Here is a 25498-nt window from a genome sequence, read left to right on the forward strand (position 1 = left end):
GCAGTCGGGTAAAGTGCAATGACATCAGCAGGAATTTGCTCATAAGCTTTAATTGCATCTGCAATTGCAGTATGCGATACACCTTCTATCGCGGCAATCTCTCTATAAGATCCTTTTTTACCTTGCTCAATAAGTTCATTTTTAGTTTGTTGGTATGCTTGGCCAAGCTCCCATAAACTCGGAGCAATGTATTGATCTGAAGATACCGCTAAAATTTTTGCATCTTGATCAGTAAAATCGCTTGAACTAAGTACTAAATAATCTGCGTTACCTAAAATACAGGCCATACGACGACGTGAACCTGCCAGAACTAAACTTTTGTCACCTTGATCCCAAAGTAGCGCAGGATGTTGATTTCGGCCATCTTCACGAATTGCAGGAAGAATGTCTGATACTGACTTTTCGTTTAGAAGTGCCTGTACACGACGATTTTTGCCATATACACCAGTGGTAGATTCAATATCAGCATGTGCGATCACTTTACAAACAAGCGTAATTTGACGAGCAGGGTCGCTCGGTGCAGGCATTCTAATTACATCGCCAGCATTCGCTTGTTCTAGTAATGCATCAAGACTACTGCTGCCTACAGCAGTTGCAAATGGATCTAAGCGGGTGTCATTTTTACGTTTTTTAGCCATTTTTATTTAACATCCTTACTTAGGGGTATTGAGTGTTGATTGAGTTGACTGCCAATTTGAACGAATAAGCATTTCTAGCTCATCGACCACATCTTTAATATTTTCTTGAGCACGCATTAATGACTCACGACTTGCTAAGCTGTCTGATGCTTTTTGATCAAAAATAGTGTTGAAAGACGATGAACTAGCGGTAATCGCGGAGCTGTGATTGATTGGGTAGCTCATTACTTGGCGACCAAATGCACTACGAACATCTTTAACGATATCGCGCTGTGAGTGATTACCTTTCACATAGTTGGTCACTAAAAATTGCATAAAGTCCCAGCCCTCATGGCCAAGTGCTGCAACTGTATGGTAAATCTCACCTAGTCGTTTTAAATATTTGTTATTGGCATCAAAATCTACAGCTTCCGGATGAACAGGAATAAGCATCGCAGTAGAGGCCATTAATGCATTATAAAACATAAAGTTAAGGGTAGGTGCTGTGTCAATTAAGATAATATCAAACTCGTCTTTAACGGGGTCAATTACTTTCTCAAGTAACTTGTGGTAATGGCGAGTTTGCTCATAATTTGAGGTATCTTTGAGCAATGTTGCCGTTTCGTGCTCAAAGTAAAAGTCATCCATACCCGATGGTAATACACGAATATTTGGGATATGCGTTGGTAAAAATGAGTTAGACACAAATTCAGGCCATGTTTCACCCTCGTCTAAATCTATGCAATCGCGCATTAAATCACCAACAGTAATCGGGTCGTGCTCACTTGAAGGAAAAAAGCTTGAAGAAGAGCCTTGTGGGTCTAAATCTATAATACCAATGCGATAACGTTTAATATTTGTAGTTGCAAGCGCTGCCGCTATATTAACCATACTGGTAGTTTTACCGCAGCCACCTTTGAGAGAATTAATTACAATAACTTGCAGTTTGTCATCACCAGTACGATGATCTGGTTTAATGTCCATAATATCGGCCATAGCAAAAATATTTACTAATGTGTAAGCATAGTGACCGTTAGCACCGCGTTTTATATTTAAATCATCGAAGTCGCCATTATCATGACGTCTTTTTAAAGTACGATTATTACAACCTAATAAATCAGCTGCTGCTTTTTGTGTATACGTTCTTAATTCTTTTTCTTCTGATTTAAGATGGGCACGGTAGTGCTGAATACGTCCTTCTAATGATTTTTCAGCAACTTCAGCTGTGGCTTTCAAAAGCCGATAGGTACTTAATGCGTTATTGTTGATAGACATACTTTCTTCCTCAAAGTTAGGCAGTTAGTATAATGTCCATTCAAATAGCTGTAAACAACTATTTAAGACGACATGCATTTTAAAAACAAGACATTTAAAAATATTTTTACACCTTTAATATTGCTTAGTATAAATAAAGAAGTTTAAAGGTGGTTAAATATATAAGGTAATAAAGGTTAAGGGTGTAAAAACAGCACATAACATTATGATTTATATGAATAATGTTTAAAAAAGCAGATCAGGTTTATACTTGGTTAAGATCAGATCTTTATCTACCTGCGGATCAGCTTTTTACTAAGGTCTATTTTAAATATAGAGTTATGCACAGGTTACGCATGAAGTTATGAACAAAAAGAGCCCTGCAGATCAGTTTTTTACTAAGTAAATTATAAAGTTATGCACTAGTCGCAACATAAAAATACGCTTTTAATTAGTATAGATCTGATCTGTACTTGGTACAGATCAGATCTATTCTAACTCGGTAAGGCTTTATCCACAGGGGAATATATTTTTTGGTGTATTTGTCGTGCTTAATTTTAAAATTAAGCCATTGTAATGGACAAAATAACAGCTGAGTTAGTAAAAATTAGATTTGTGATAGTCCAGTTAGTATAAATATGATCTGAAATCGTAAGTAATGTACATCACTTAGTATAATAGTGATCCAAACGTTTTATTTAAAGTCAGATCACTTTTATACTAACTTAAACATTTAACTTTTGTTGCTTAATGTGTTGTTATTAGCTGTCGCAATAAAAATGGAAATAAGAACAATGAGCCGAAAGGTCAACATCTCGGTAGATAACTTGCCCGATACACTTAGGGGCCAAATCCACGGGGTGGAAAGTGCAATAGATAACGAAAGTTTAGCACTATTTACAGACAACAAAGACGTGCGAATTTCTATTGAAAATGCAGCACATGGATTACGTGCATATTCAAACACGTTTAATCACTATGATTTGTGGGGACGCTTTGTTCGCTCGGGCTATAAAAAATTGCCACTTGAAGAAGCGCCTAAAAAAACAATTATTACGCGTAAAATATCTGAAAAAGTAGATGGTATTTTGTACGATGGCGAAATAAAAATAACGCCAGCTGTTGTAAGTACACGCAAAGATGGCGAAGATGTTGAATACCTTGTTTGGCCATCAGATAGAGAAGAAAAAGTAGAGCGAGCACTTATTCGTTTAGCTTCTAAAGGCAAAATAGTTAAAATTAATTTTAAATCCGGTATTCAATACGCGGTTGTTTTTTCTATGAACGAATTAGCACAAGAACTCAAAGCGGTAGGGCAGTCAATGCCATATCCTGCAATAAAAGAGTCACTTGAAGCATTGCAAGGTTCTAAACTTTCATTTAAATATTCGGCAACAGATACTAAAAATTCTGATATAGATGATTCGTTTTACGAGTCAAACATGAACTTTTTATCGTCACTGCATTTTAGTGGCAAAAAAGGTCAGGGTGGCAATGTAAAATGCGTCGCCTGTTTAAATGCATTTGTTCATAACATGATTGATAACCTTGAATACAAAGGGTATTACTTTAATAGCGCACAAGAATTAAAACGTGGATTATCGCGTTGGATGATGCTTCGTTTGTATCACCTTTGGCGTTATGCAGCACCAGGTAAAACGTACCATTTTAGATTACTTTCTATTATGGAAAAATACGGATCTATTTATTCAACTGATGATATTACCGAAAATAAATTAAAAGCACTTCGTCGTGATATGACCACCACAATGAAAGATTTGATTGAAAAAGGTGCAATATCAGAATACAGCATTACAAACGTTAAAGATGACAAAACCGGTAACATTATCGATTACACATACGAAATGCACCCGTCTGATCAGTTTTGCGATGAAATACTTACATTGAACAAACACAATAAACGCATTGAAATCCAAGGCGGTAAACGCATTGTTGAAAATGCCGTGCTGATTGATGAAGATAAAATTGAAGAAATAGTAGAAAAATAATAACCGTTATTTTAAATACTGTACGGATAACTAAAAAGGCCACACTATGTGGCCTTTTTAACATAATGACTACCGCTCAACCTGTTCTAAATATAACCTATCAACCAAAAAATCATACTCGCGCTTACGAGGGTGAGTTTCGGGTTTTTGATAATCAGGTAATATACCTAATTTTACGTCTGGTTCTGGATTAATCAGAATAAAGGGTAATGCAGCACTCACATGATAGCGATTTTGCGCTGTGTATCTCACATTAACCTGTGGACTCACTCGAGTAGGGCGGCGAATTCTAAGTTTTTCCTTTTCGCCTAAACTAGCAACTCGTAATTGTTCTTGAGCTACAAGTGATTGCCATTTTTGTTGATCTATCATTCTTGGATTTCGATAACTGGCCGATTTGTCGAGCATTTCGAGAGCCATTTTTTTAGTAAGCGTTTTAGTTGCGTGTTTGTGCATCCAAGTAAACCTAACCGAAAATGGCGATTCGCTTTCACTATGAATTTTACGATATGCAGCAAGCGTTATTAAATTTGGTATAGCATTGTGAACTGCTTCAAATCGAGCATCGTTGCTATCAATAGCTAAAATACATTCTTTAAACGTAGTTTTAGCTTTATTTACTTGAGCTATACGATTATTTAAAGCGTGTTTATCTGCATTTTTAATGACGAGCAAACCAGGGTGTCTTTTTAAAACACGACTGCTTAATCCTGATTTTTTATACATGTCTGAAAAAGAGTTTAGGATTGCTTTTTGAGCAGGTACTCCAGTGATTTTAGAAACAAGTATAGATTCTGGAACTTTACTCTCATCGAGACTACTTACATCTGGTAATTGATAATATTCCGCTTTGGAGAATTCACACTCTTTTAGTTCTTCAATCAACCTCAAAGTTAATTCGTCCATTAAATCAAACTGACTTCTAATTTGTACCTTAGTAACCATTACACACCTCAAAGAACACATCTTACTAGCCTTATATTATTACATGCACTTTGCTTTGTCTAAATAAATAATAAATAGTACTCGGGGCTTATACTTATATAATAAGTAAACTAAGTATGATGTGTTCTTTAGGAGGGATACATAAATGAAGAAAGATTGAAACTCCTTACTAATTCATATGACATTGGAGTATTTACTTTGTCGTATACAAAAAGGCTTAACGCCAAGTGCTAGATTATCTAAGTAGTAGGTGGTAAAACTAAGTTTAGAAAAATGAGTTAAGCGGAGTTATATAATTTCATATATTTATCTAACCGTCTTAGCATTCATTATTATTTATAATTACTGACTCATATTACACCGTGTTGGCAGTATGGTGACAGGCTAAAGGTTACAATGACTACAAATGCTTTTTGATATCAGTTCCTCTTTAAAGATACTTCTAGCAGTGGGGGCTTTAATCATGGTGAACTGTTAAGTAACACTATCACTTTGAAGAGAAAACTTAATGGCCTACCACACCTTTGAGTTGTAGCACTTGTGAATATAGTCCAGCATACGAGTGCTATACAAGACTATGCCTCTAGGTTTTAAAGCGCAGATAAATGATCACCACAAACGCTCATATCATACATTAAGGTCTGCACATAGCATTTGATAGCTTTTAATTAATTACCCGCGTAAAGTTAAGATTACAGAAGCAACCATTTAAGTATGATGTGTTCCTAGCTAAATTATGTATAACATCCCCTTATGTACTATTTATTCTCAATGCGTTAAAATTGTAAATAGTTAGCTCTAAGCTCATGTATTTAAACACTTTAGTTTCTTCGAAATAAAACTAAAGTGTATGTTATATAACCACCTAGGTTAAGTAAGATTACTATTATACTTAACTCATAACTAAATAATTGGAAAATAGTGAATTTAGTCCTTGAACATAGGGGCCTGCATACGTTAATTTCTTCTTATCAGGTAATGTAGGAATGAGGAAAAATTATGCAATCGTGGAACCCAAATAGCTGGAGAGAGCTGCCAATACTGCAGCAGCCACAGTACCCAGATCAAGAAATACTTAAATCAGTAGAAAGCCAATTAAAAACGGCACCACCTTTAGTTTTTGCTGAAGAAACAAGAAGCCTATTCAAACAACTTGAAGATGTGTGCGAAGGGCGTGCTTTTTTACTTCAAGGTGGTGACTGTGCAGAATCATTTAGCGATTTTAATGCCGCTAACATTCGCGATACATTCAAAACAATCTTACAGATGGCTGTTGTATTAACTTACGGCGGTAAATGCCCTGTAGTTAAAATAGCGCGCATGGCTGGTCAATACGCTAAACCTCGTTCAGCAGACTTAGAAACAATTAATGGCGTGTCTTTACCATCTTACCGTGGCGACATTATTAATAATATCGAGTTTACAGAAGAAGCACGTATACCCGATCCACAACGCTTAATGACTGCATACCATCATAGTGCCGCTACGTTAAACTTATTACGTGCTTTTGCACAAGGTGGCCTTGCCGATCTTCACCAGGTAAACCGTTGGAACATGGGCTTTGTTGCTGCAAATCCACTTAAAGAAAAATACCAACAACTTGCTGATAAAATTCAAGACGCACTAGAGTTTATGGAAGTGTGCGGAATTAACTCTACAATTGCGCCAAGCTTAAAAGAAACCGATTTATACACTTCTCACGAAGCGTTACTACTTGGTTACGAAGAGGCGCTTACTCGTCGCGACCACTTATCTGGTGATTGGTACGATTGTTCTGCTCACTTTGTTTGGATTGGTGAACGTACTCGTCAACTAGACCATGCACATATTGAGTTTTTTAAAGGCATTAAAAACCCAATTGGTGTTAAAGTTGGCCCAGGTATGGACCCAGATGACCTAATTCGTTTAATTGATGCATTAAACCCAGATAACATTCCTGGTCGTTTAACGCTAATTACGCGTATGGGTGCAGATATACTTCCTGAAAAACTTCCAGCATTAGTAAGAAGAGTTCAACAAGAAGGCTGCAAAGTAATTTGGAGCTCAGATCCAATGCACGGTAACACTGAAAAAGCGACATCAGGTTACAAAACACGTAACTTCGACAATATTATGCGCGAGATCAGTCAGTTCTTCGCTGTACACAAAGCTGAAGGTTCATACGCAGGTGGTGTTCACCTAGAAATGACAGGCCAGCACGTTACAGAGTGTACAGGCGGTGCTTACGGTTTATCTGACGATGACCTAGCGCAGCGTTACAAAACACAGTGTGATCCACGCCTTAACGCCGACCAAGTATTAGAGTTAGGCTTTTTAGTAGCTGATTTACTAAAAGACGCACGTAAATAATATTTGTTAATACTAAAAAACCGCTTAGTTGCGGTTTTTTTTTTTAATTTTATTAGTAAGTTAGTACTTACGTCGCTCCAAGTCTGTTTCTATCAATATTTTTGCAGATATTTCTTCAACAGAATGATGCGTAGAATTAAAGTAAGCAATTTTATGACGCTTATACAACATTTCCACTTCGCGAACCTCAATACGACACTGTTTAATTGAAGCATACTTAGAGTTCGCCATACGTCGATGCCTAATAGCCGCAAGTCTCTCAGGGTCAATCGTAAGTCCAAATAACTTATGTTTATAAGGGACTAAACATTTAGGCAAACCTTCATTGTCTAAATCTTCTTCTGTAATAGGGTAGTTAGCCGCTTTAATGCCGTACTGCAGTGCCAAGTATAAGCTTGTGGGTGTTTTACCACTTCTACTAACGCCAATTAAAATGATGTCTGCTTCAGAAAAGTTTTTAATATTTCCGCCATCATCATTCATAAGAGCATAATTAACGGCATCAATTCTAAAATCATAACTTTTTTCGTGGATAGAATGCGTACGATGCATTTTAGGAACTGGGGCTACATTGAGTTCTTTTTCTATTTTTTCGCTATATGTAGTTAAAAAGTCATACGTGACTGCATCAGCCGATTTTATAATTTCACTTAAATTGTGATTAACAAAAGTAAAAAAAACAAATGGCTTTTCGCCTGTTTTTGCAGCGGTTGCATTAATTAATGCTTTAATTTCGTGCGCTTTTTCTTCAGTTTCTACAAATGGAATTGTTTTATGATTAAAATCGATAGGAAACAACGACAAAGTCGCATGCCCAAACACCTCTGAAGTAATAGCTGTTCCATCTGATATATAAAAAGCAGTTCTCATAATTAACCTTTTTATTGCGTTTAAATCCCTAAAATGGGTTTCTCACGGTTTACGTGAGGACTATTGCCAGTGTAGAATGATGATGACCTTTATAAAAGGTTTTCTTTCTTAACTCTCACAGTTAGACCTACAATTTGTTTTTTTTGGAGAAAGATCCGTGCAAGAATACGTTCTCTGGTATCAAGAGCTTGGTATGCAAGATGTTCCTCGAGTTGGCGGTAAAAACGCTTCACTTGGCGAAATGATTTCAAACCTAGCAAACGCTGGTGTACAAGTACCGGGTGGTTTCGCAACTACCGCAGATGCTTTTAATGAGTTTTTAGATCAATCAGGACTCACAGCAAAGATTCACAACATCCTAGATACACTTGATGTTGATGATGTAAATACACTCGCTAAAGTCGGTGCCGATATCCGCCAATGGATAATCGACACACCATTCCAACCAAACCTAGATCAAGCCATTCGCGACGCATATAGCCAACTTCATGGCGATACTGCAGCAGATGTATCATTCGCAGTACGTTCATCAGCTACCGCTGAAGATATGCCAGATGCATCATTCGCAGGCCAGCAAGAAACTTTCCTTAACGTTGTTGGTATCGATTCAGTCATGGTCGCTATTAAACACGTATTTGCTTCATTATTTAACGACCGTGCAATCTCGTATCGTGTTCACCAAGGTTACGATCACCGTGGTGTGGCCCTATCAGCAGGTATTCAGCGCATGGTACGTTCAGATAAATCAGCATCTGGCGTAATGTTTAGCATTGATACAGAGTCTGGTTTTGAAGACGTTGTATTTATTACATCAAGCTACGGCTTAGGTGAAATGGTTGTACAGGGCGCAGTTAACCCTGATGAGTTTTATGTTCATAAACCAACACTCCTTAAAAATAAACCTTCAGTAGTACGTCGTAACATTGGTTCTAAAGCCATTCAAATGATTTACTCAGAAGATAAAGCACACGGTAAGCAAGTAGACATCGTTGATGTTGCCCCTGAGCTTTCAAATAAATTTTCGATTACAGATGAAGAAGTGCAAGAACTTGCCAAGCAAGCTGTAATCATCGAAAAACATTACGGTCGTCCTATGGACATCGAATGGGCAAAAGACGGTAACGACGGCAAACTATATATAGTTCAAGCACGTCCAGAAACTGTACGCTCAAACGAAGACTCTAACGTAATGGAACGCTTTCAATTAAATGGTACAAGCAACGTTGTTGTTGAAGGCCGTGCAATTGGTCATAAAATTGGTAGCGGTGTTGTTCGTGTTCTTGATTCAATCAAAGAAATGGATCAGGTACAAGTAGGCGACATTTTAGTAACCGATATGACCGACCCTGATTGGGAACCAATCATGAAACGTGCAGCAGCGATTGTTACAAATCGTGGTGGACGTACGTGTCACGCGGCAATCATTGCACGCGAACTTGGTATTCCAGCTGTTGTAGGGTGTGGTAACGCAACTGATTTAATTAAAGCGGGACAAGAAGTAACAGTATCGTGCGCCGAAGGCGATACCGGCTTTATTTACGAAGGTATTTTAGATTTTGAAATACTAACGTCACGCGTTGATAAAATGCCAGAACTACCAATGAAAGTTATGATGAACGTGGGTAACCCCGATCGTGCATTTGACTTTGCACGCTTACCGCATGCAGGTGTTGGCCTTGCGCGAGTTGAATTTATTATCAACCGTATGATTGGCGTTCATCCTAAAGCGTTATTAAATTTTGATGCTCAAACAGATGCATTAAAAGCAGAAATTACTGACATGATTGCCGGTTACGAATCACCAGTAGAATTTTACATAACAAAACTGGTTGAAGGTATTTCTACTCTAGGGTGTGCATTTGCACCAGAGCGTGTAATTGTTCGTATGTCTGATTTTAAATCAAACGAATACGCAAACCTAGTTGGCGGTCAGCAATACGAGCCAGAAGAAGAAAACCCAATGATTGGTTTTCGTGGTGCAGCCCGTTATATCTCTGAAGACTTCCGCGATTGTTTTGCACTAGAATGTGAAGCTATAAAACGCGTAAGAAACGACATGGATATGGCTAACATAGAAATCATGATCCCATTCGTACGTACCCTTGAAGAAGGCAAACGCGTAATTGAATTACTAGAAGAACATGGCCTTAAACGCGGCGATAATGGTCTTAAAGTAATCATGATGTGTGAGCTACCTTCAAATGCATTACTTGCAGATGAATTTTTAGAAATGTTTGATGGTTTTTCTATCGGCTCTAACGATTTAACACAGTTAACGCTTGGTCTTGATCGTGATTCAGGTTTAATCGCACATTTATTTGATGAGCGTGACCCTGCAATTAAAAAGCTACTTTCTATGGCAATTAAAACAGCTAAAGCAAAAGGAAAGTACGTAGGTATTTGTGGCCAAGGTCCTTCAGATCACGAAGATTTTGCTGCATGGTTAGTAGAGCAGGGTATTGACTCTGTTTCACTAAATCCAGATACAGTAATAGAAACATGGTTATACCTAGCTAAAAAATTAGCAAAGTAATAAATATGTAAGCTATAAATAGGTAAGCTATAAATAGGTAAGCTATAAATAGGTAAGCTATAAATAGGTAAGCTATAAAATGCCAGCAATAAATTGCTGGCATTTTTTTATACTCAATTAAAAGTAAATTAACGGGCTAATTTTTTATCTAAATAGGCACATGATTTAGTTAACGCCTTTTGACAAAATGATAAGTAATGTCGCGCCTTAGGATAGTAAAACGAAAAACACAATAAACCCGCCATAAAAAATATAAGCGATGGGCCAGGGACGATCGCAAAAAATAATCCTAGCAAAATAAATAACACGCCACTGATCTGTAATAGTAATTTTTTCATATAAAACACCTCATTACTTGTTAGTATGAGTATAATTTAAGCTGCATTAAAATCGACTAAAAGAGTGTTACAAACTGTAAAATCTTCAATTTCTATTCGCCATCACCATGATATAATTAGTCAAATGCCCTAAAATATCGCCGTCATGATAGCAACAATTACACAGCAAGATGCCGCGACAGAACTTGTCGCAAACTACCTAAATACCATTGCAAACCAAGGTTTTACCGGAGATACCGACGCAAGTTATGCAACGCGTATTACCGCTTCAACCGATAACAGTGTGTATCAGCAAATACCGCAAGGTGTTATTTTTCCAAAAAGTGAAAAAGATATTCAGCTCGCATTGCAAACAGCATCTCGCGACCCGTTTTTATCATTAACTTTTGGTCCTCGTGGCGGTGGAACAGGCACTAACGGACAATCGTTAACACCTGGTATTGTTGTAGATTTGTCTCGCTATATGCGCGAAATCCTCGAAATAAATGTAGAAGAAGGCTGGGTACGCGTTCAAACCGGCGTAATAAAAGATCAACTTAATGACTTCTTAAAACCTTATGGCTTTTTCTTCTCACCCGATTTATCTACCAGTAACAGGGCAACTATTGGTGGCATGATAAGTACTGACGCATCGGGGCAAGGCTCGTTAGTTTACGGTAAAACGAGCGATCATGTTTTAGGGCTAACAACTTATTTAGTTGATGGCACACCTATGTGTACCTCCCCAATAGACATCGACAAAGCACAAATTATAGCTAATCAAGACTCATTAATTGGCAGTTTATATAAAACAGTTTTAGATATTTCAATTAATGAACGCGCTGCTATTTTAGCTAAGTTTCCACGGTTAAATCGTTTTTTAACCGGCTACGACCTAGAGCATGTGCTAAGTGATGACTTACTTACCTTTGACATGAGCCGACTAATAACGGGTTCAGAAGGCTCATTAGGTATAGTAACTGAAGCAAAATTAAACCTAACGCCTATTGCCGAATTCAAAACGCTTATTAATATTAAGTATGATAGTTTTGACTCAGCACTTCGTCATTCACCATTTTTAGTCGATGCACGTGCAACATCGGTAGAAACCGTTGATAGCAAAGTTTTAAACTTAGCGCGTGAAGATATCATTTGGAATTTAGTATCGGACTTAATAACCGACGTACCAAATAAAGATATGCAAGGCCTTAACATGGTCGAGTTTAATGCAGTATCAAACGATGATATAAAAGACAAAGTAGACACGCTTTGTAAGCTTCTAGATGAATGCGTAAAAAATCAAACTAATGGCGTTATTGGTTATCAGTTAACCAGTGATAAAAGCGATATACTAAAAATTTACGCAATGCGTAAAAAGTCAGTGGGTTTATTAGGTAATGTAAAAGGCAGCCAAAAACCTCTCGCCTTTGCAGAAGACACCGCTGTACCGCCTGAAAATTTAGCAGATTATATTGTCGAATTTAGAGCATTACTCGACAGTCATAATTTACAGTATGGTATGTTTGGCCATGTTGATGCGGGCGTTTTACACGTACGCCCAGCACTTGATATGTGCGACCCAGAACAAGAAAAACTACTTAGAACTATTTCAGATCAGGTCGTAAAACTAACCGCTAAGTACGGCGGTTTAATGTGGGGCGAGCACGGTAAAGGTTACCGTAGTGAATATAGCCCTGAGTTTTTTGGTGAGCATTTATATACGCAACTTCGAAAAATAAAAACAGCTTTCGATCCTAACAATCGCATTAACCCCGGTAAAATATGTACTCCTATCGATAGTGAAGACTCACTAGTTAGTGTAGATGGACAAAAGAGATCGCACTTCGATAAGCAAATATCAATAGAAGTTAAAACCAGTTTTAACAATGCAATGACCTGTAATGGTAATGGCATATGCTTTAATTACGATGAAAATTCACCTATGTGTCCATCGTATAAAGTAACTGGCGATCGCCGTAATTCACCAAAAGGACGCGCAAGTTTAATGCGTGAATGGCTTCGTCTGCAAGAGTCAAAAAATGTAGATTTGCTCGAAGTAGAAAAGCAACTTAACAAAGGTGAAGTCATTACCTGGTGGGAACGTTTTGTTCATAGCCGCGAAAAACGAAAAGGTATTTACGACTTTTCTCACGAAGTAAAAGCGTCAATGGATGAATGTTTAGCGTGTAAGGCATGTACAACTGCATGCCCAATTAAAGTAGATGTACCCACTTTTCGTTCGCGCTTTTTAAATTATTATCATAGTTATTATGCACGCCCGCTAAAAGATTACCTTGTTGGTAACATAGAAAATAGCGCGCCATTAATGGCAAAGTTCGCTAAAGTTATAAATCCAATTGTTAAAACATCATTAGTTAGTAATGTTATTAAAAAAACGGTTGGCTATGTTGATACACCACAGTTAAGTATTCCTGCGCTTTCGAAGCGTATTACTAAAGCACAAAAATTTGATTTTGATTTATTAAATAAATTAAATGCAGAGCAACAAAGTGAATATGTATTAATAGTACAAGACCCATTTACGAGCTTTTACGAAGCGGAATTAGTAGAAAGTTTTATTACTTTAATAACCCAACTTGGCAAAAAACCAATGCTATTACCTTTTAAACCAAATGGTAAACCGCAACACGTAAAAGGTTTTTTGCATGAATTTAAAGTTACAGCTAAAAATGCAGCCGAGCTTTTAAATAAATTAAATGATATTAATGCACCGTTAGTCGGTTTAGATGCGTCACTCGTTATGTGTTATCGCGATGAATATAATACAATTTTAGAAAATAACCGTGGCGAATTTAATGTGCAGCTTGCTCATGAATGGCTAGAAACACAATCGTTTAAATCACTAAGCGCAAAGCAAAATACAGATACCGAATTTACATTACTGAGTCATTGTACTGAAACAACTGCGCTGCCAAAAGCAGCAAATGTATGGCAAACAATTTTTAATGATATTGGTTTAACATTAAAAACAACAAATACAGGTTGTTGTGGAATGGCGGGAACTTATGGCCACGAAGCACAAAATCAAGATAACTCACGTGCGCTTTACGAAATGAGCTGGAAACCAATCGTTGATAAAAATAAACCTGAGCAACTTTTATCAACTGGATTTTCATGTCGTAGCCAAGTAAAACGTTATGAACAATTTAAACCAAAACACCCAATTGAATTACTAGCACAGGTTCTTAAATAACTTTATAAAATAAGATCACTTAAATAATAGTACTTAAATAAGAGTACTTAAATAGTTTTATCTAAATACAAATTTAGTAAATTATTTATTAAATACAAAAAGGCGCAACGATTAATTTCATCAGTGATGAAAATAACCGTTACGCCTTTTTTAATACGTATTCTTAATTTACCTAGTTTAAATAATTATTTTTTAACAAAACTATCAGCAATAGGTTTAGTGCTAATACCGTGTATAAATACACTAAACAGAATAGTCGTCATTGCTATTGTCGCTATTTGATATTTGTTTTCTATTTGCGTATCTATCACCATCAATGTAAAAACAATTGATGCCAGTCCTCTTGGTCCAAACCACGCAAATGTAAAACGCTCTTTAATACTCAGTGCCGTAAACTGCAGAGACAGCATAACTGGAATTATTCTAATCAATGTTGTACTTAACAATGCGTAAATTATAATTTCAGTATTTAACTTAGGAATAACTAAGTAAGCACAAACAAACCCGAACAAGCACCAAATCATTAACGATGTGAAATCTGCGATATGCTCTGAGTCTTCAATTAATTCTGTTCTAACTTCTTCGGTCGAAAATTTATCAAATAATAAGCCTGCAATAAACACCGCAATAAAACCACTGCCATGAAAATACTGAGTTATAGAAAACACAGCCATAGCAAAACCAAGTAATAAAAACGGACTGGTATTTTGTGCAAAGTAATGACGTTTCATTGCAAAGTTTAAACTCGGTATAAAAACAGCAATACTTGTAATAGCTATTAATAAAGCCAAGCCAAGCTCTCGTCCAAACACACTTAATGTTTGTGTTGCGGTAATAGCTGAATCAGGATTTTTAGCGAGTAATATAAATATTAAAAATATGGGTACGCATAATCCATCGTTCAAACCACTTTCAGTATTTATTCCTTCGCGTATTTTTTCAGGCACTTGTGTACTTGCTAGTAACCCTTTACTTAATGCCGCATCGGTAGGTGTTAAAATAATAGCGAGCAACGCTGCTTGAATAAGTGAAAGCTCAGCAAAGAAAAATAAAGCAACAGCAATACCAAGTAACAAAGTTAAGGGTAGGGCAACAAACAACAGTAAACTAGGATACTGAAAACTATGCCTTAATACACTCAACTTTGATTTAGCTGCATCAGAAAATAAAAAAATACTTAGCGTAAGCTCTATAAATGGTAATAAAAGATCAACGCCTTCTTTTATTTTATGCCCTTCGTTGGGTAGCATTAAAGCTAAACATATTCCGCCAACAACAAAAAACATAGGGCCTGTTACTTCTGTTTTTTCTAACTGGCGAAGTGTTAAAGAATAAATTAAAAATAATCCGCCTATAAATGCTATTACTAAATACTCCATTAAATTTTCCTTTTAAGTCCTGACTTTGCTCGCTCTTTAATATTTGTTTGAATATAAATTTGATCGGTAGTCGCAATTTTAGAATGACCTAAATCTTCTGACAAATGTTTAAGCGGTCTGGTTTGCGCATCATGTGTGGCACCAGTATGACGAAGCCAATGTGCAGTTGCAGCGCCAAGTTGTTCAGCATCATCTTTAAAACCATCATCAAGTAATGATTGCTGTGCATAATCAAAACTTTGTTGAACTAAACGCCTAATTTGCCTTACGGTCATACCACCTTGCCCGCGAATTTTATGAACCAAAGGATCTGATTCATCAACACGGGGAAGGGCAGGTAAACCTCTGTATAGTCTATAACGTTTTAAATATTCAACAAAATCATCGCTTAAGGTTACATCTCGTAATTTATTACCTTTTCCCATTATACGTAAAAACCAAAAACCATCATTATCTTGCCAAAAATGAGACATCACCGGCGACCATTGTGGGCGCTCAGATAATTCTGAAATTCGTAAATAAAGACCTTTTAAGCAGGCAAGCGTAAATAAGTTTCGCTCTAAATCAGGGTTATGTTCGCATAAATCACGCGTTACACCAAAAACGTATTCCCATTGAATATCGCTTAATGTGTCTGGAATTTGAATTTGTGATTGAACAACTAAGTACGGACTATTTTTTTTAACAACAGGGACAAAGTTAGCAAATGTTTTTTCTTCTAGTAAGGCAAACTTATAAAACACATTTAATGCTGTAAACATAGACGATAAAGTTTGCTGACTAGCAATGGATTCTTTAAGCATAAAAGGGCGCCAATTTTGGTTTAATCGACGAATTCCTTGTTCATCTTTATAACGCCATTGCACTGAAGTTGCAGCCCATGCTTTATCGGGTTCGACCATAAAATCAACGTAAGCTTCAATATCTTCGCGTTTTAAATCGAATACTGATTTTTCTGCGATTAACCACGACCATAAATAAAAGCGTTCAAGCTCATTTCGAAAACGACTATAAGTGGCTTCTGACTTTCGGCCATAAACATATAAAAACTGATACAAGAATGTCAGATCAGCTTTTGATTCAGTTACAGTCAAGCCAATTTCCTGTATAAAGGATGCAAGTTCTGGGTATTCTGAATTGAGAGTACCGTCATCTAGATGGGCAATTTGATATCTTAATTGTTTTAACGTATCAACCAAAGCAACAAGCATAATGTATAAATATTCAATTAAATAATAGACTTACAGAATAACGTTAAAGTCCGATACTGTCTAGTATTGGACATAGTAAAGCTCTAATTATTTTAATACCGTGATTATTCTATGGTTGTTGGTTGCTATATCTTATTAAGGAAAACATTATGAAAAAACTAATTATACTAAGCGTACTTGCTTTAACAGTTGCATTAACTGGGTGTGCTACTACAGGTAGTGCATCACCAAGCGAAAAACGTTCACTTGTACAAAGTATGAAAGCAAACACATTAGATAAATTATACGCTGAAAAACCTGATGTTAAAAAACAAATAGCTAACTCTGCTGGTTATGCTGTATTCGATAACGCAAATGTAAATGTAGTGCTTGCTAGCTTTGGCGGTGGTTACGGTGTTGTTAGAAATAATCTCACAGGTAAATCGACTTACATGAATATGGGCGAAGCCGGTTTAGGACTTGGTTTAGGCGTTAAAGATTTTAACGTTGTAATGGTTTTTCATAACCAAGCTGCACTAAATAGATTTATTGAACATGGTTGGGCATTTGGCGGAAACGCTGATGCAGCAGCAAAATATGAAGATAAAGGCGGTGCACTAGTTGCCGAAGCGATTGCAGATCAAGTTACTGTATATTCTGTAACCGAAAATGGCCTTGCACTACAAGCTGTATTAAAGGGAACTAAGTTTTGGGTTGATTCAGAGCTTAATTAACCACAAAATTACTCTCCTAAAAGCGAGCTGGTTTGTATAATCACGCTCGCTTTATTAAAACCCAACCAATTTAACATAACGTAATTTATGAGTGATCTCTTATACCGCAAATGCGGGGGCACTATTTGACTGGTTAGAACAATGCCCGCAGCGCTAATCTTTTTAAAATATCCGTCCATATTTTACTTTCTTCTTTAGTTTTTGATTTCTCAATTGCTAAATTTAATAAAGCTTTTTTTGATTCGAATAAAAATTAACTATTTCAGAGTGTTCAATACATAGTTAAAGATAAGCTATGTATTTAACATTCAGATAAAATTATTGGTTCTCTGTTGTATTAAATTCATTTGAAATTATGAAAGGAATTTTTGAGTTAAAATACTCAACGTCATTTTCTTCAAAACCAAGTTCACTCAATTTATTTCTAATTTCACTACTTGGTATTCCAATTTTTTTCATATCTGAAATCAGCTTATAAATCGATTTTTGACTTGAACTTACTTCCTTCATGTTCTCATCTTTATATAATTTAGTATTTTTTTCTAAGTTATAAACTCGATTAGATAAATTCCGTGTATGTTTTAATATTTCACTTAAAATATCTTGTTCACTACGTGGAACTATCTCTTCCTCTAATGGGTTTTCTAATAAACATTTATCAAATTCAGAAATGAATTGTGGCCAGTAAGTATCGAACACTTTTTCTAATACATTTAATTCTAACGATTTCTCGTTTAAACAATCATTCACTGTACGAATTAAACTCCACACGCTATCTCTTTCTGGGAGAGTATGATTAAATTGCGCCAAAGGATCTTTAATATCTTGAGGCTGCAGATCTATTAAAAATGTGCAAACGCGACTAGTTTTAAGCCCTTTAGCTAAAGCTCCAGTTTCAAAAAGTATCCATGGATTATTCTTATTTTCACTAGTTAAGCAAATTATTCCAACAGAAATATCTTTTAGTTTTTCTGATATTTCTGTATACCAAAGCGCTCCACGGTCTATATCCCTTGTTGATATCCACGGGTCTGATGCTTGTAAAACACATTTAATCCAGTCGCTTAATATTTCAGCTACTGCTTTACTTCTATGACCAGACCAACTTATAAATATTTTCATATTTAATTCCCTTTAAGTTTTATTTAGATTATTTAATTACATAGATTGTATACTAAATTATTAATTCATTATTTAATTTTTTTTCAAACGCCTCAGCCAACTTTTCAGTTTCACTAAAAACGGTATTCCAATATTTAATACGCGTGTCTGCATCAAGATCGGTAAAGTCATTTCTATCTGGGATTTTTCCGTAAGGTAAGCTTGCTATAAATTCTTTTGATGGAGTGATCATCACCACATTATCGTAATTAAGTGGTGATACTTTACGTTTTAAATTTTTATCGAACCACCCTGCTTTTGGCTCGCTATTAAAATGCGGATATAAAATTAAGCCTGGATTATTAATTTTTAAATCAAAGTGGTAATCAATTATTCCGCCATCGCGATACATGCCTTGTGGCGAACCTGCAATATTTTTTATGCCTTGCATAACAAGTGGTATTGAGCCCGATGCAAGTAAGGCATCCTTTAAATTAGTTTGGCTAAGTGTTATGTTTTGGGTTTTAAAATTATAGCTATCTGTTATTGATAAGTTACTGTTTGGCGCGCCAAAAATAAATCGCTCGTACTGCAAGCCTAATAATTTTCGGTTAATACGGTTTAGCATATAACTTTTTGATAAACCCATTAGCTGTATTAATTTATTTTCGCTAGCAATAAAGCCATTTGATTTAGCCACTATAAAATGCGCTTTAAACACGTGGTTATTTATAATTTCAGTTACGCCGTTATCGCCAAAAACATCTTCAAGTAATGCGCGCGCTTTTATTGTAATTTCATTTGGTGTTGGTTTATTACTTGAGTATCGGGTTTGCGAATACGATTTTGCTAAGCGCTCAATTGCTGCAACGGGATCATTTTGTGCAAAACACGCAGAACGAAATGCCCCAGCAGATGAGCCGATTAAATTAAGTGGTTGGGTACGGTTTTTAAAAAATTCACCAAAAATATATTTATCTAAGCCAAATAATGTAAACCATTTAGGACCGCCGCTTGCACCTAAAAAAGAGGTGAAAAGTTCAGGTTTAAAGCCCTGTTCGTTAATAATTTTAGCCGCTGTTTTCCCTGCGTGAATCTCGATCATCTAAAAAATTGTGCCTTTTATTTTGGTTGCTTCAGTTATTTTCACAACACTGAAAGTGAATAATTATGCAAAATAAAAAGCGGTTTTATGTTGCCATAAAACCGCTTTAAAATTCTAAACTGATATTAAAATACGTGAACTAGTCCCAAATGCCGTCTTCGCATTTACCCTGTACTTTTACATCTTTTACTTTAAATTCGGGCTCTAAACCTTTGTCTCTTTGTGCGTGGTAATCGCTCGTAACAGACAAAATAGTCGGCGTTAACAGTATAATAGCGATAACGTTAACCACTGTCATTAACCCTAAGGCAATATCGGCTAAATCCCAGACTTCTTTTAAGGTCGCCGATGCGCCCCACAACATCATTGATAAATAAAGCAAAGTGTAAATGCCGCGCCCTACTTTGTTGTCGAGCTTAAATAAGTGCAAGTTGCTCTCTGCATAGGCGTAGTTTGCCACTACCGATGTAAAAGCAAATAAGGTAATAGCGGCTGCTACAAAATAAACACCACCTTGTGCTAAATGAGCGGTCATCGCGCTTTGTGTTAAACGAATGCCTTCCATTTCACCGCTTATGTCTATATCGGCTAATAAAATGATCACTGCGGTACAGCTACACAGTACTATTGTATCGAAAAATACGCCTAGCATTTGTATGTAACCTTGCGTTACTGGGTGATTAGGAATTGGGCTGGCACTTGCTGAAGCATGCGGAACACTACCTGCACCGGCCTCATTAGAATATAAACCACGTTGAATACCGTTTTTAATGGCTGCGCCCATTGCACCCGCTCCGGCTTCTTGTAAACCAAACGCCGATAAAAATATATCTTTAAGCATGGCAGGTACTTGCGTGAAATTTATAATCGTAATAATAACGGCGGCAAGTACAAACACAATGCCCATTATTGGCACAACACGCTCTGCAAATCGGGCAATTGCTTTAAAGCCACCGAGTATAATTGAGCCGGCTAGTACGGTAATAACCAGGCCTGAATAAAATGTAGGAATTTCAAACGCGTAATTAAGTGCGTCGGTAATTGTGTTAGTTTGCATTGCGCTAAACGTAAAGCCGTAACCTAAAAACAAACACGCGGCAAACACAATTGCAAACGCCCGACTACCCAAACCTTGTTGAATATAATACGCAGGGCCGCCTCTAAACTCGCCGCCACTATCGCGCACTTTATATACTTGCCCAAGTACGCTTTCAGCAAAGCCTGTAGCCATACCCAATATGGCTATTACCCACATCCAAAATATAGCTCCGCTGCCGCCAAGTGAAATTGCCACTGCCACACCGGCTAAATTACCGGTACCTACTCGTGCGCAAAGCCCTGTACACAACGCTTGGAATGATGAAATGTCGTCTTTTTTACATTTGCTACTGCCTTTTAAAAGGCTAAACATATGTTTAAATTTAAGTATTTGAATTGCTTTTAGTCGTACCGAAAACCATATACCTGTAAACAAAAGTATATAAATAAGTACCTGACCTTCTCCCCATAAAAGATTGTTTACACTTTTGACGACGGTATCGAACATTACTAATCCCTTTTTATTTTATACTTTTACTTTATGTTAGCACCGACTTTAAACTCTTCATGTAGCGCTACTCAACTTTAAAACTCCAGCAGCTCATTATGCGTTAAACATAATAGTGTTTAAGTTTGGCTTTACCCGATAGTGAAGTGTGTATTGGTGTTTAATAATCTGTAAGCAAGCACATCCAACATTGAATTTTATTTCTATAAATATGAATAATAAATCACACCTACACTTTATATTGATTAGTTAAAAAATCAATAATATCTTTTTAAGATTCAGTATTTTATTTTGCGCATAGGTGCGGGATGCAATAGTTTTTATTTTGATGCAGTAAGGTTTATATGAGGCGTAATGAGGATTAAGAATGGCAAAAAAATAGCGCATAAAGTTATGCGCTTTTTTGTAATTATATTTAATTAGTTATAGCTGTATTGTGTAGGTGCACTGTAATGGTTGTTGCTGTTAATCTGTAAATTTTGCATTGCTAAGTATGAGCGACCGGCATCTAAGCCTAATTTATGATCAAAACGTAAATCGTTATTTGAACTACCTAATAATTTGCTATGCAGTTTTTCGTCTGCAAAAATTTGTATTATTTCTACATCACTTGGTGGGTTTGCAATAAACTCAAGCTCATCTAAATACGCTTTCTCGTGCTGTATTAAGTAGTCCAATGTTTTTGGACAATAGCCTGATGCTATAGCAAATGATCTTAGCTTTTGTACCCATGCAGATTGCGCTTGAAAATTAGCGTCAACCGTTCTTATTACAATAATTTTACGAGCGCCTCGGTTGTAAGCTTCACGCACTGGTAATGGAGCGGCTAAACCGCCGTCTAGATAAAAATCGCTCTGTACTTGCTCTTCAGCAAGGTGTATTTCGTTAGCTGCTTTTGCGTTTAACCAAGGTGTTAATTTTACACCTTGTTTGTATAAAAACGGGAGTGCGCTAGAAGCCTTTAACAAATCACGCCATTGACCACTCTCACCTGTTGGCGATAAATAATAAGCTTTTCTGTCTCGTGCGTTTGTTGCTGTTATAAGTAGTTCACGCTCACCTAAACTCGTTTTCGCTGTTTTGAAATCTATAGCTCTGTTTACTTCAGTGGTTTTGTCAAAGTACCAATCTAAATCAACTATATGCTTACCCACTAATCCACGACCAAGCTGAAAAAAACGTTTGTTACGCGAAAGCCCTCTAATTAGGCGTTTGGCATAGCCTTTTTGACGCGCTAAGTAACTAGTTAAGTTTTGCGAACCTGCAGAGGTGCCAATGAATAAATCGAATGGGTCATATTCTTGCTCTAACCACGCATCAAGTACGCCAGCTGTGAAGATCCCTCGCTGCCCGCCACCTTCAGCAATCAGTGCAACTTTTGGTTGCGCTGTTTTGTTAACTGAATTAGCTGTTGCGCTATTTAGAGACTTCACGGTGAACCTACCTTTATTTAATGATGTTTGGTTTAATACATACATTATAAAAAATAAAAGTGATATCTTAAAATTGATTATTTAAATCAGTTCGATTGAAAAAACAGAACGGTATGTAAAGCAAAATATATACTAAAAATAGCAATCAAATTTACTTTGAATATTTAAATAACAAATACAGACATCACTTAAAGTTAATAAAATGAGTTAAAAAAGTTTAACTTTTGATGATGTCTGTATGTTAACAAGCCCAGAGTGTACGCTTGCTTAACTAACTATATTTTAGTGTTTTATTTCCATTAAAATTTCGAGTGCACGGTGGCGTTTTTCACTATCGAATACATCATTGGTAAATATAAACTCATCAACTTCTAGCTGTTTCGCTATCATCTCTAACTTGTGTTTAATACTTACATGTCCGCCTACTACGCTTAGACTTAAAAAGTTCTCTACATGAGCGCGTTCTTGTTCGCTCCACAACCCGTCCATGCTTTCAACAGGTGGTTTTAGCCACAGCTCGTTACCGCGTATGAGTTCGAGCACACGTTGCTTAGAAGTAGTCGACAAGTATTGCGCTTCATCGTCGGTGTCTGCTGCCACTAAAGGTAGTGCAAGCATGACGTATGGCTTATCAAGTACGCTTGATGCTTTAAATTCGCGCTTATACAACGCTATTGCGTCGTGCACGAAGCGCGGTGCAAAATGTCCTGCAAATACATACGGTAACCCTTTTTGCGCCGCTAGTTGCGCGCTAAATAAACTCGAGCCTAATAACCAAATAGGAACGTTTGTGTCCTCACCCGGTATAGCACGTATAGGGTGCGTACCGTTGTAAGGACCTAACAATGTTTGCAGCTCAGTTACTTCACCCGGGAAGTTTTCTGCACGGCTCATATCGTTGTTTAATGCACGACTCGTTACAGGGTCGCTGCCGGGGGCACGCCCTAGTCCTAAATCTATTCGCCCTGGATATAAGCTCTCTAACGTACCAAATTGTTCAGCAACAACTAATGGGGAGTGGTTTGGCAGCATAATACCGCCCGATCCAACGCGTATCTTTTTGGTATTACCTGCAATGTGTCCAACCAAAATAGAAGTGGCAGCACAAATTATTCCTGGCATATTATGATGCTCAGCAAGCCAAAAACGGTTAAAGCCAAGTTCATCTGCACGTTGGGCGTATTTAGTACTTTTATGAAGAGTGTTAGTAACGCTGTCCCCTTTGATCATGGGGGCAAGTTCTAATAACGAAAAAGGAATGGAATTTAACAAAATAGCAGCTCCTAAAAATGCATGCTAATAATGGATTACATCATTAGCATAAAACACTTAAATGGGTCTGCTATTAGGTCAATTCAAGTTACGCAGAGGTATTAAAGCAAAATAGGTATATGTTATTTTGCTCTAAGGTATTCAGGCAAGCTGTGCATCACGTTGGCGCTGCTTTTTATAGCCTTCTGAATCTACGCCTTTTTTCCAATAACCTGAGGAAACAATATTACTGCGCGGTATATTAAATTGCTCTGTTAGCAGTGTTTTTGCCCTACGTACAAGCCCAGCTTCCAATGCCATAAATACAATGGGAGGCTCTGCTGTAATGTGCAAATTTTGAAGCGCGCTAAGTAGCGCTTCGTCAGCGTTGTCGGTAACAAGCCAATTAACATCGCGGCTTGTTTCTAAATCAATAATGTCTTGCTCAGTGGGCGCATGTACAAAAGCATCAATTTTTGAAGTTAAAGGTAATTGCTGCGCATACCCTTTTATTGCATTTACCGATGTTAAATCGCCTAGTAATACATAATGCGAATGCTCATAATTATCTAGCTTTTTAGGGCCTGGTCCTGCAATACCTAGCTCGTCGCCTACTTTTGCAATTTTAGCCCAGTCAGTTGCAGGGCCTTGGTGCATATTTATAACAAAATCAAGCGTTAGCGCGCCTGTTTGTGCATCTACATGCCTTATTGTATATGACCGTATACAGGCTGTTTTTAAGTTAAAATCTACTTCACCATTTTTTGGAAATAGTACTTTTACATAGTTACCAATGTACTGTGAGGTTAAGCCTTTAAAATCATCAGAGCCTACAACAATACGCTGTAGGTGGGGTGTGATTTGCTGTGTACTTAATACGTTGGCTTTGCGAACTTGTTTACTCATGTATTACCTCGTTTTACAAAACTTAGACTTTAATACCAACCTGCATAAATCTTTGATCAATTTAACGAATTAAATTGCACTATAACGTTGTTAAAAATTTTTTATTTAGAACAACTAGATACAAAAATTTTAGCCTAGTTCTAGCGTGATTTTCTTAACGTTAAATAGACCCCATATATAAGCAGATTGGTATAATAATTGGCTGCTATAAAAAGCAGGTATTGCACAACGCCCCATTGGTTGATAAAATCAACTATAGCAAATTAATTGACTTTGTCAACTATATTGAGAGTTCTATGAATACACCTTTATCAAATACGCTGTTTGAACTAATGCAAAATTACCGTGTCACAATTCGTGAAGCAATTAACGCAGGCGAACTGGGTATTAATGCTATGCACGTACGCTGCATACATATTATCGCGAACGTAAATAACTGTACGGCTAACGATATAGTTACTAAAACGCAGCGCGACAAAGCGCAAATCGCACGTTTAATTAAAGATCTTATTGGCTTAAATTTAATTAATAAACAGGCGAGTGAGCACGATAAACGCTGCTTTATTTTGTCGCTCACAGAGCAAGGTAAAGTTCTTTTTGATAAGTTATTAGCATCAGAGCAGAAAATAAATAATCAAATGTGTAAAAACTTAAACCCTCAACAAATCAAAGACTTTTTAGATACCGCACAACAAATGATCAAAAACATGGATTGATCAGCCATACATTTCTTGGCATAACTTAC

General features: G+C 36.8%; 19 protein-coding genes. 6 read left to right on the forward strand and 13 right to left on the reverse strand.

Translation table 11 applies throughout. The annotated features are described in order from the left end of the window. Positions 1–638: transcriptional regulator (locus tag P20429_RS19490; RefSeq protein WP_033026760.1), on the reverse strand; the 638-nt coding region annotated here is incomplete at its 3' end. A 15-nt stretch (positions 639–653) separates the two neighbouring features. Then, positions 654–1892: an AAA family ATPase gene (locus P20429_RS10205; RefSeq protein WP_007583176.1), complete on the reverse strand. Its 1239-nt coding sequence runs from the start codon at positions 1890–1892 to the stop codon at positions 654–656. Between the two features lie 773 nt (positions 1893–2665). Between P20429_RS10205 and P20429_RS10200 the strand changes: the two genes are divergently transcribed. After that, positions 2666–3880 (forward strand): hypothetical protein, encoded by a 1215-nt coding sequence (locus P20429_RS10200; RefSeq protein WP_024591590.1) that lies wholly within the window; start codon positions 2666–2668, stop codon positions 3878–3880. Between the two features lie 69 nt (positions 3881–3949). Here the strand turns inward: P20429_RS10200 and P20429_RS10195 are convergent, their stop codons facing one another. Next, positions 3950–4825 carry a DNA replication terminus site-binding protein gene (locus P20429_RS10195; RefSeq protein ID WP_007583180.1) on the reverse strand — a complete coding sequence of 292 codons (876 nt, stop codon included), beginning with the start codon at positions 4823–4825 and terminating at the stop codon, positions 3950–3952. 999 nt (positions 4826–5824) lie between these two features. Between P20429_RS10195 and P20429_RS10190 the strand changes: the two genes are divergently transcribed. Continuing rightward, the gene (locus tag P20429_RS10190) at positions 5825–7174 is read left to right on the forward strand and encodes a class II 3-deoxy-7-phosphoheptulonate synthase (RefSeq protein ID WP_007583182.1); all 1350 of its coding nucleotides are present in this window, start codon (positions 5825–5827) and stop codon (positions 7172–7174) included. A 60-nt stretch (positions 7175–7234) separates the two neighbouring features. Here the strand turns inward: P20429_RS10190 and P20429_RS10185 are convergent, their stop codons facing one another. Then, positions 7235–8044, reverse strand: coding sequence for a pyruvate, water dikinase regulatory protein (locus P20429_RS10185; RefSeq protein WP_007583184.1), 810 nt, complete (start codon positions 8042–8044; stop codon positions 7235–7237). 157 nt (positions 8045–8201) lie between these two features. Here P20429_RS10185 and ppsA point away from each other — a divergent pair, with 157 nt between their 5' ends. Further along, the gene (gene ppsA / locus P20429_RS10180) at positions 8202–10577 is read left to right on the forward strand and encodes a phosphoenolpyruvate synthase (RefSeq protein WP_007583187.1); all 2376 of its coding nucleotides are present in this window, start codon (positions 8202–8204) and stop codon (positions 10575–10577) included. Positions 10578–10705: 128 nt separating this feature from the next. On the opposite strand, the gene P20429_RS10175 is transcribed toward ppsA, so the two are convergent. Continuing rightward, positions 10706–10915, reverse strand: a complete 210-nt coding sequence (locus P20429_RS10175; protein ID WP_007583189.1) for a PGPGW domain-containing protein — start codon at positions 10913–10915, stop codon at positions 10706–10708. Between the two features lie 145 nt (positions 10916–11060). Here P20429_RS10175 and P20429_RS10170 point away from each other — a divergent pair, with 145 nt between their 5' ends. Next, positions 11061–14108: an FAD-binding and (Fe-S)-binding domain-containing protein gene (locus P20429_RS10170; protein WP_007583191.1), complete on the forward strand. Its 3048-nt coding sequence runs from the start codon at positions 11061–11063 to the stop codon at positions 14106–14108. Positions 14109–14293: 185 nt separating this feature from the next. Here the strand turns inward: P20429_RS10170 and P20429_RS10165 are convergent, their stop codons facing one another. Then, a complete protein-coding gene (locus tag P20429_RS10165; RefSeq protein ID WP_007583193.1) occupies positions 14294–15487 on the reverse strand; it encodes a sodium:proton antiporter in 1194 nt (397 codons plus the stop codon). Then, positions 15487–16698, reverse strand: a complete 1212-nt coding sequence (locus tag P20429_RS10160) for a tyrosine-type recombinase/integrase (protein WP_007583195.1) — start codon at positions 16696–16698, stop codon at positions 15487–15489. The genes P20429_RS10165 and P20429_RS10160 overlap by 1 nt, the downstream gene beginning before the upstream one ends. 149 nt (positions 16699–16847) lie before the next feature. On the opposite strand from P20429_RS10160, the gene P20429_RS10155 reads away from it, so the two are divergent. Beyond that, positions 16848–17411, forward strand: coding sequence for a YSC84-related protein (locus P20429_RS10155; RefSeq protein WP_007583197.1), 564 nt, complete (start codon positions 16848–16850; stop codon positions 17409–17411). Positions 17412–17729: 318 nt separating this feature from the next. Here P20429_RS10155 and P20429_RS10150 read toward each other — a convergent pair whose 3' ends face one another. From P20429_RS10150 to P20429_RS10125, 6 genes are all read right to left on the reverse strand, one after another. Next, positions 17730–18533, reverse strand: coding sequence for a TIR domain-containing protein (locus P20429_RS10150; protein WP_007583199.1), 804 nt, complete (start codon positions 18531–18533; stop codon positions 17730–17732). 52 nt (positions 18534–18585) lie between these two features. Continuing rightward, entirely contained in the window at positions 18586–19617 is a 1032-nt protein-coding gene (locus tag P20429_RS10145) for a patatin-like phospholipase family protein (protein WP_007583202.1), read from the reverse strand. A 139-nt stretch (positions 19618–19756) separates the two neighbouring features. Then, complete coding sequence (locus tag P20429_RS10140) at positions 19757–21163, reverse strand: sodium:alanine symporter family protein (RefSeq protein WP_007583204.1); 1407 nt, start codon at positions 21161–21163, stop codon at positions 19757–19759. Positions 21164–21582: 419 nt separating this feature from the next. Next, on the reverse strand, positions 21583–22596 hold the full coding sequence (locus P20429_RS10135) for a patatin family protein (RefSeq protein WP_007583206.1): 1014 nt from the start codon (positions 22594–22596) through the stop codon (positions 21583–21585). 282 nt (positions 22597–22878) lie between these two features. Beyond that, positions 22879–23868, reverse strand: coding sequence for an LLM class flavin-dependent oxidoreductase (locus P20429_RS10130; protein ID WP_007583209.1), 990 nt, complete (start codon positions 23866–23868; stop codon positions 22879–22881). A 141-nt stretch (positions 23869–24009) separates the two neighbouring features. Continuing rightward, the gene (locus tag P20429_RS10125; protein ID WP_007583211.1) at positions 24010–24753 is read right to left on the reverse strand and encodes a siderophore-interacting protein; all 744 of its coding nucleotides are present in this window, start codon (positions 24751–24753) and stop codon (positions 24010–24012) included. 296 nt (positions 24754–25049) lie between these two features. On the opposite strand from P20429_RS10125, the gene P20429_RS10120 reads away from it, so the two are divergent. Continuing rightward, positions 25050–25469 (forward strand): MarR family winged helix-turn-helix transcriptional regulator, encoded by a 420-nt coding sequence (locus P20429_RS10120; protein WP_007583213.1) that lies wholly within the window; start codon positions 25050–25052, stop codon positions 25467–25469. Positions 25470–25498 lie beyond the last annotated feature (29 nt).

Source organism: Pseudoalteromonas sp. BSi20429 (genome assembly GCF_000238895.1).
GTDB lineage: Bacteria > Pseudomonadota > Gammaproteobacteria > Enterobacterales > Alteromonadaceae > Pseudoalteromonas > Pseudoalteromonas arctica.

Bases quoted from the DNA above. Each gene is read 5' to 3' on its own strand.
- P20429_RS10205 (WP_007583176.1), bottom strand. From the start codon at position 1,892: ATGTCTATCAACAATAACGCATTAAGTACCTATCGGCTTTTGAAAGCC.
- P20429_RS10200 (WP_024591590.1), top strand. From the start codon at position 2,666: ATGAGCCGAAAGGTCAACATCTCGGTAGATAACTTGCCCGATACACTT.
- P20429_RS10195 (WP_007583180.1), bottom strand. From the start codon at position 4,825: ATGGTTACTAAGGTACAAATTAGAAGTCAGTTTGATTTAATGGACGAA.
- P20429_RS10190 (WP_007583182.1), top strand. From the start codon at position 5,825: ATGCAATCGTGGAACCCAAATAGCTGGAGAGAGCTGCCAATACTGCAG.
- P20429_RS10185 (WP_007583184.1), bottom strand. From the start codon at position 8,044: ATGAGAACTGCTTTTTATATATCAGATGGAACAGCTATTACTTCAGAG.
- P20429_RS10175 (WP_007583189.1), bottom strand. From the start codon at position 10,915: ATGAAAAAATTACTATTACAGATCAGTGGCGTGTTATTTATTTTGCTA.
- P20429_RS10170 (WP_007583191.1), top strand. From the start codon at position 11,061: ATGATAGCAACAATTACACAGCAAGATGCCGCGACAGAACTTGTCGCA.
- P20429_RS10165 (WP_007583193.1), bottom strand. From the start codon at position 15,487: ATGGAGTATTTAGTAATAGCATTTATAGGCGGATTATTTTTAATTTAT.
- P20429_RS10160 (WP_007583195.1), bottom strand. From the start codon at position 16,698: ATGCTTGTTGCTTTGGTTGATACGTTAAAACAATTAAGATATCAAATT.
- P20429_RS10155 (WP_007583197.1), top strand. From the start codon at position 16,848: ATGAAAAAACTAATTATACTAAGCGTACTTGCTTTAACAGTTGCATTA.
- P20429_RS10150 (WP_007583199.1), bottom strand. From the start codon at position 18,533: ATGAAAATATTTATAAGTTGGTCTGGTCATAGAAGTAAAGCAGTAGCT.
- P20429_RS10145 (WP_007583202.1), bottom strand. From the start codon at position 19,617: ATGATCGAGATTCACGCAGGGAAAACAGCGGCTAAAATTATTAACGAA.
- P20429_RS10140 (WP_007583204.1), bottom strand. From the start codon at position 21,163: ATGTTCGATACCGTCGTCAAAAGTGTAAACAATCTTTTATGGGGAGAA.
- P20429_RS10125 (WP_007583211.1), bottom strand. From the start codon at position 24,753: ATGAGTAAACAAGTTCGCAAAGCCAACGTATTAAGTACACAGCAAATC.
- P20429_RS10120 (WP_007583213.1), top strand. From the start codon at position 25,050: ATGAATACACCTTTATCAAATACGCTGTTTGAACTAATGCAAAATTAC.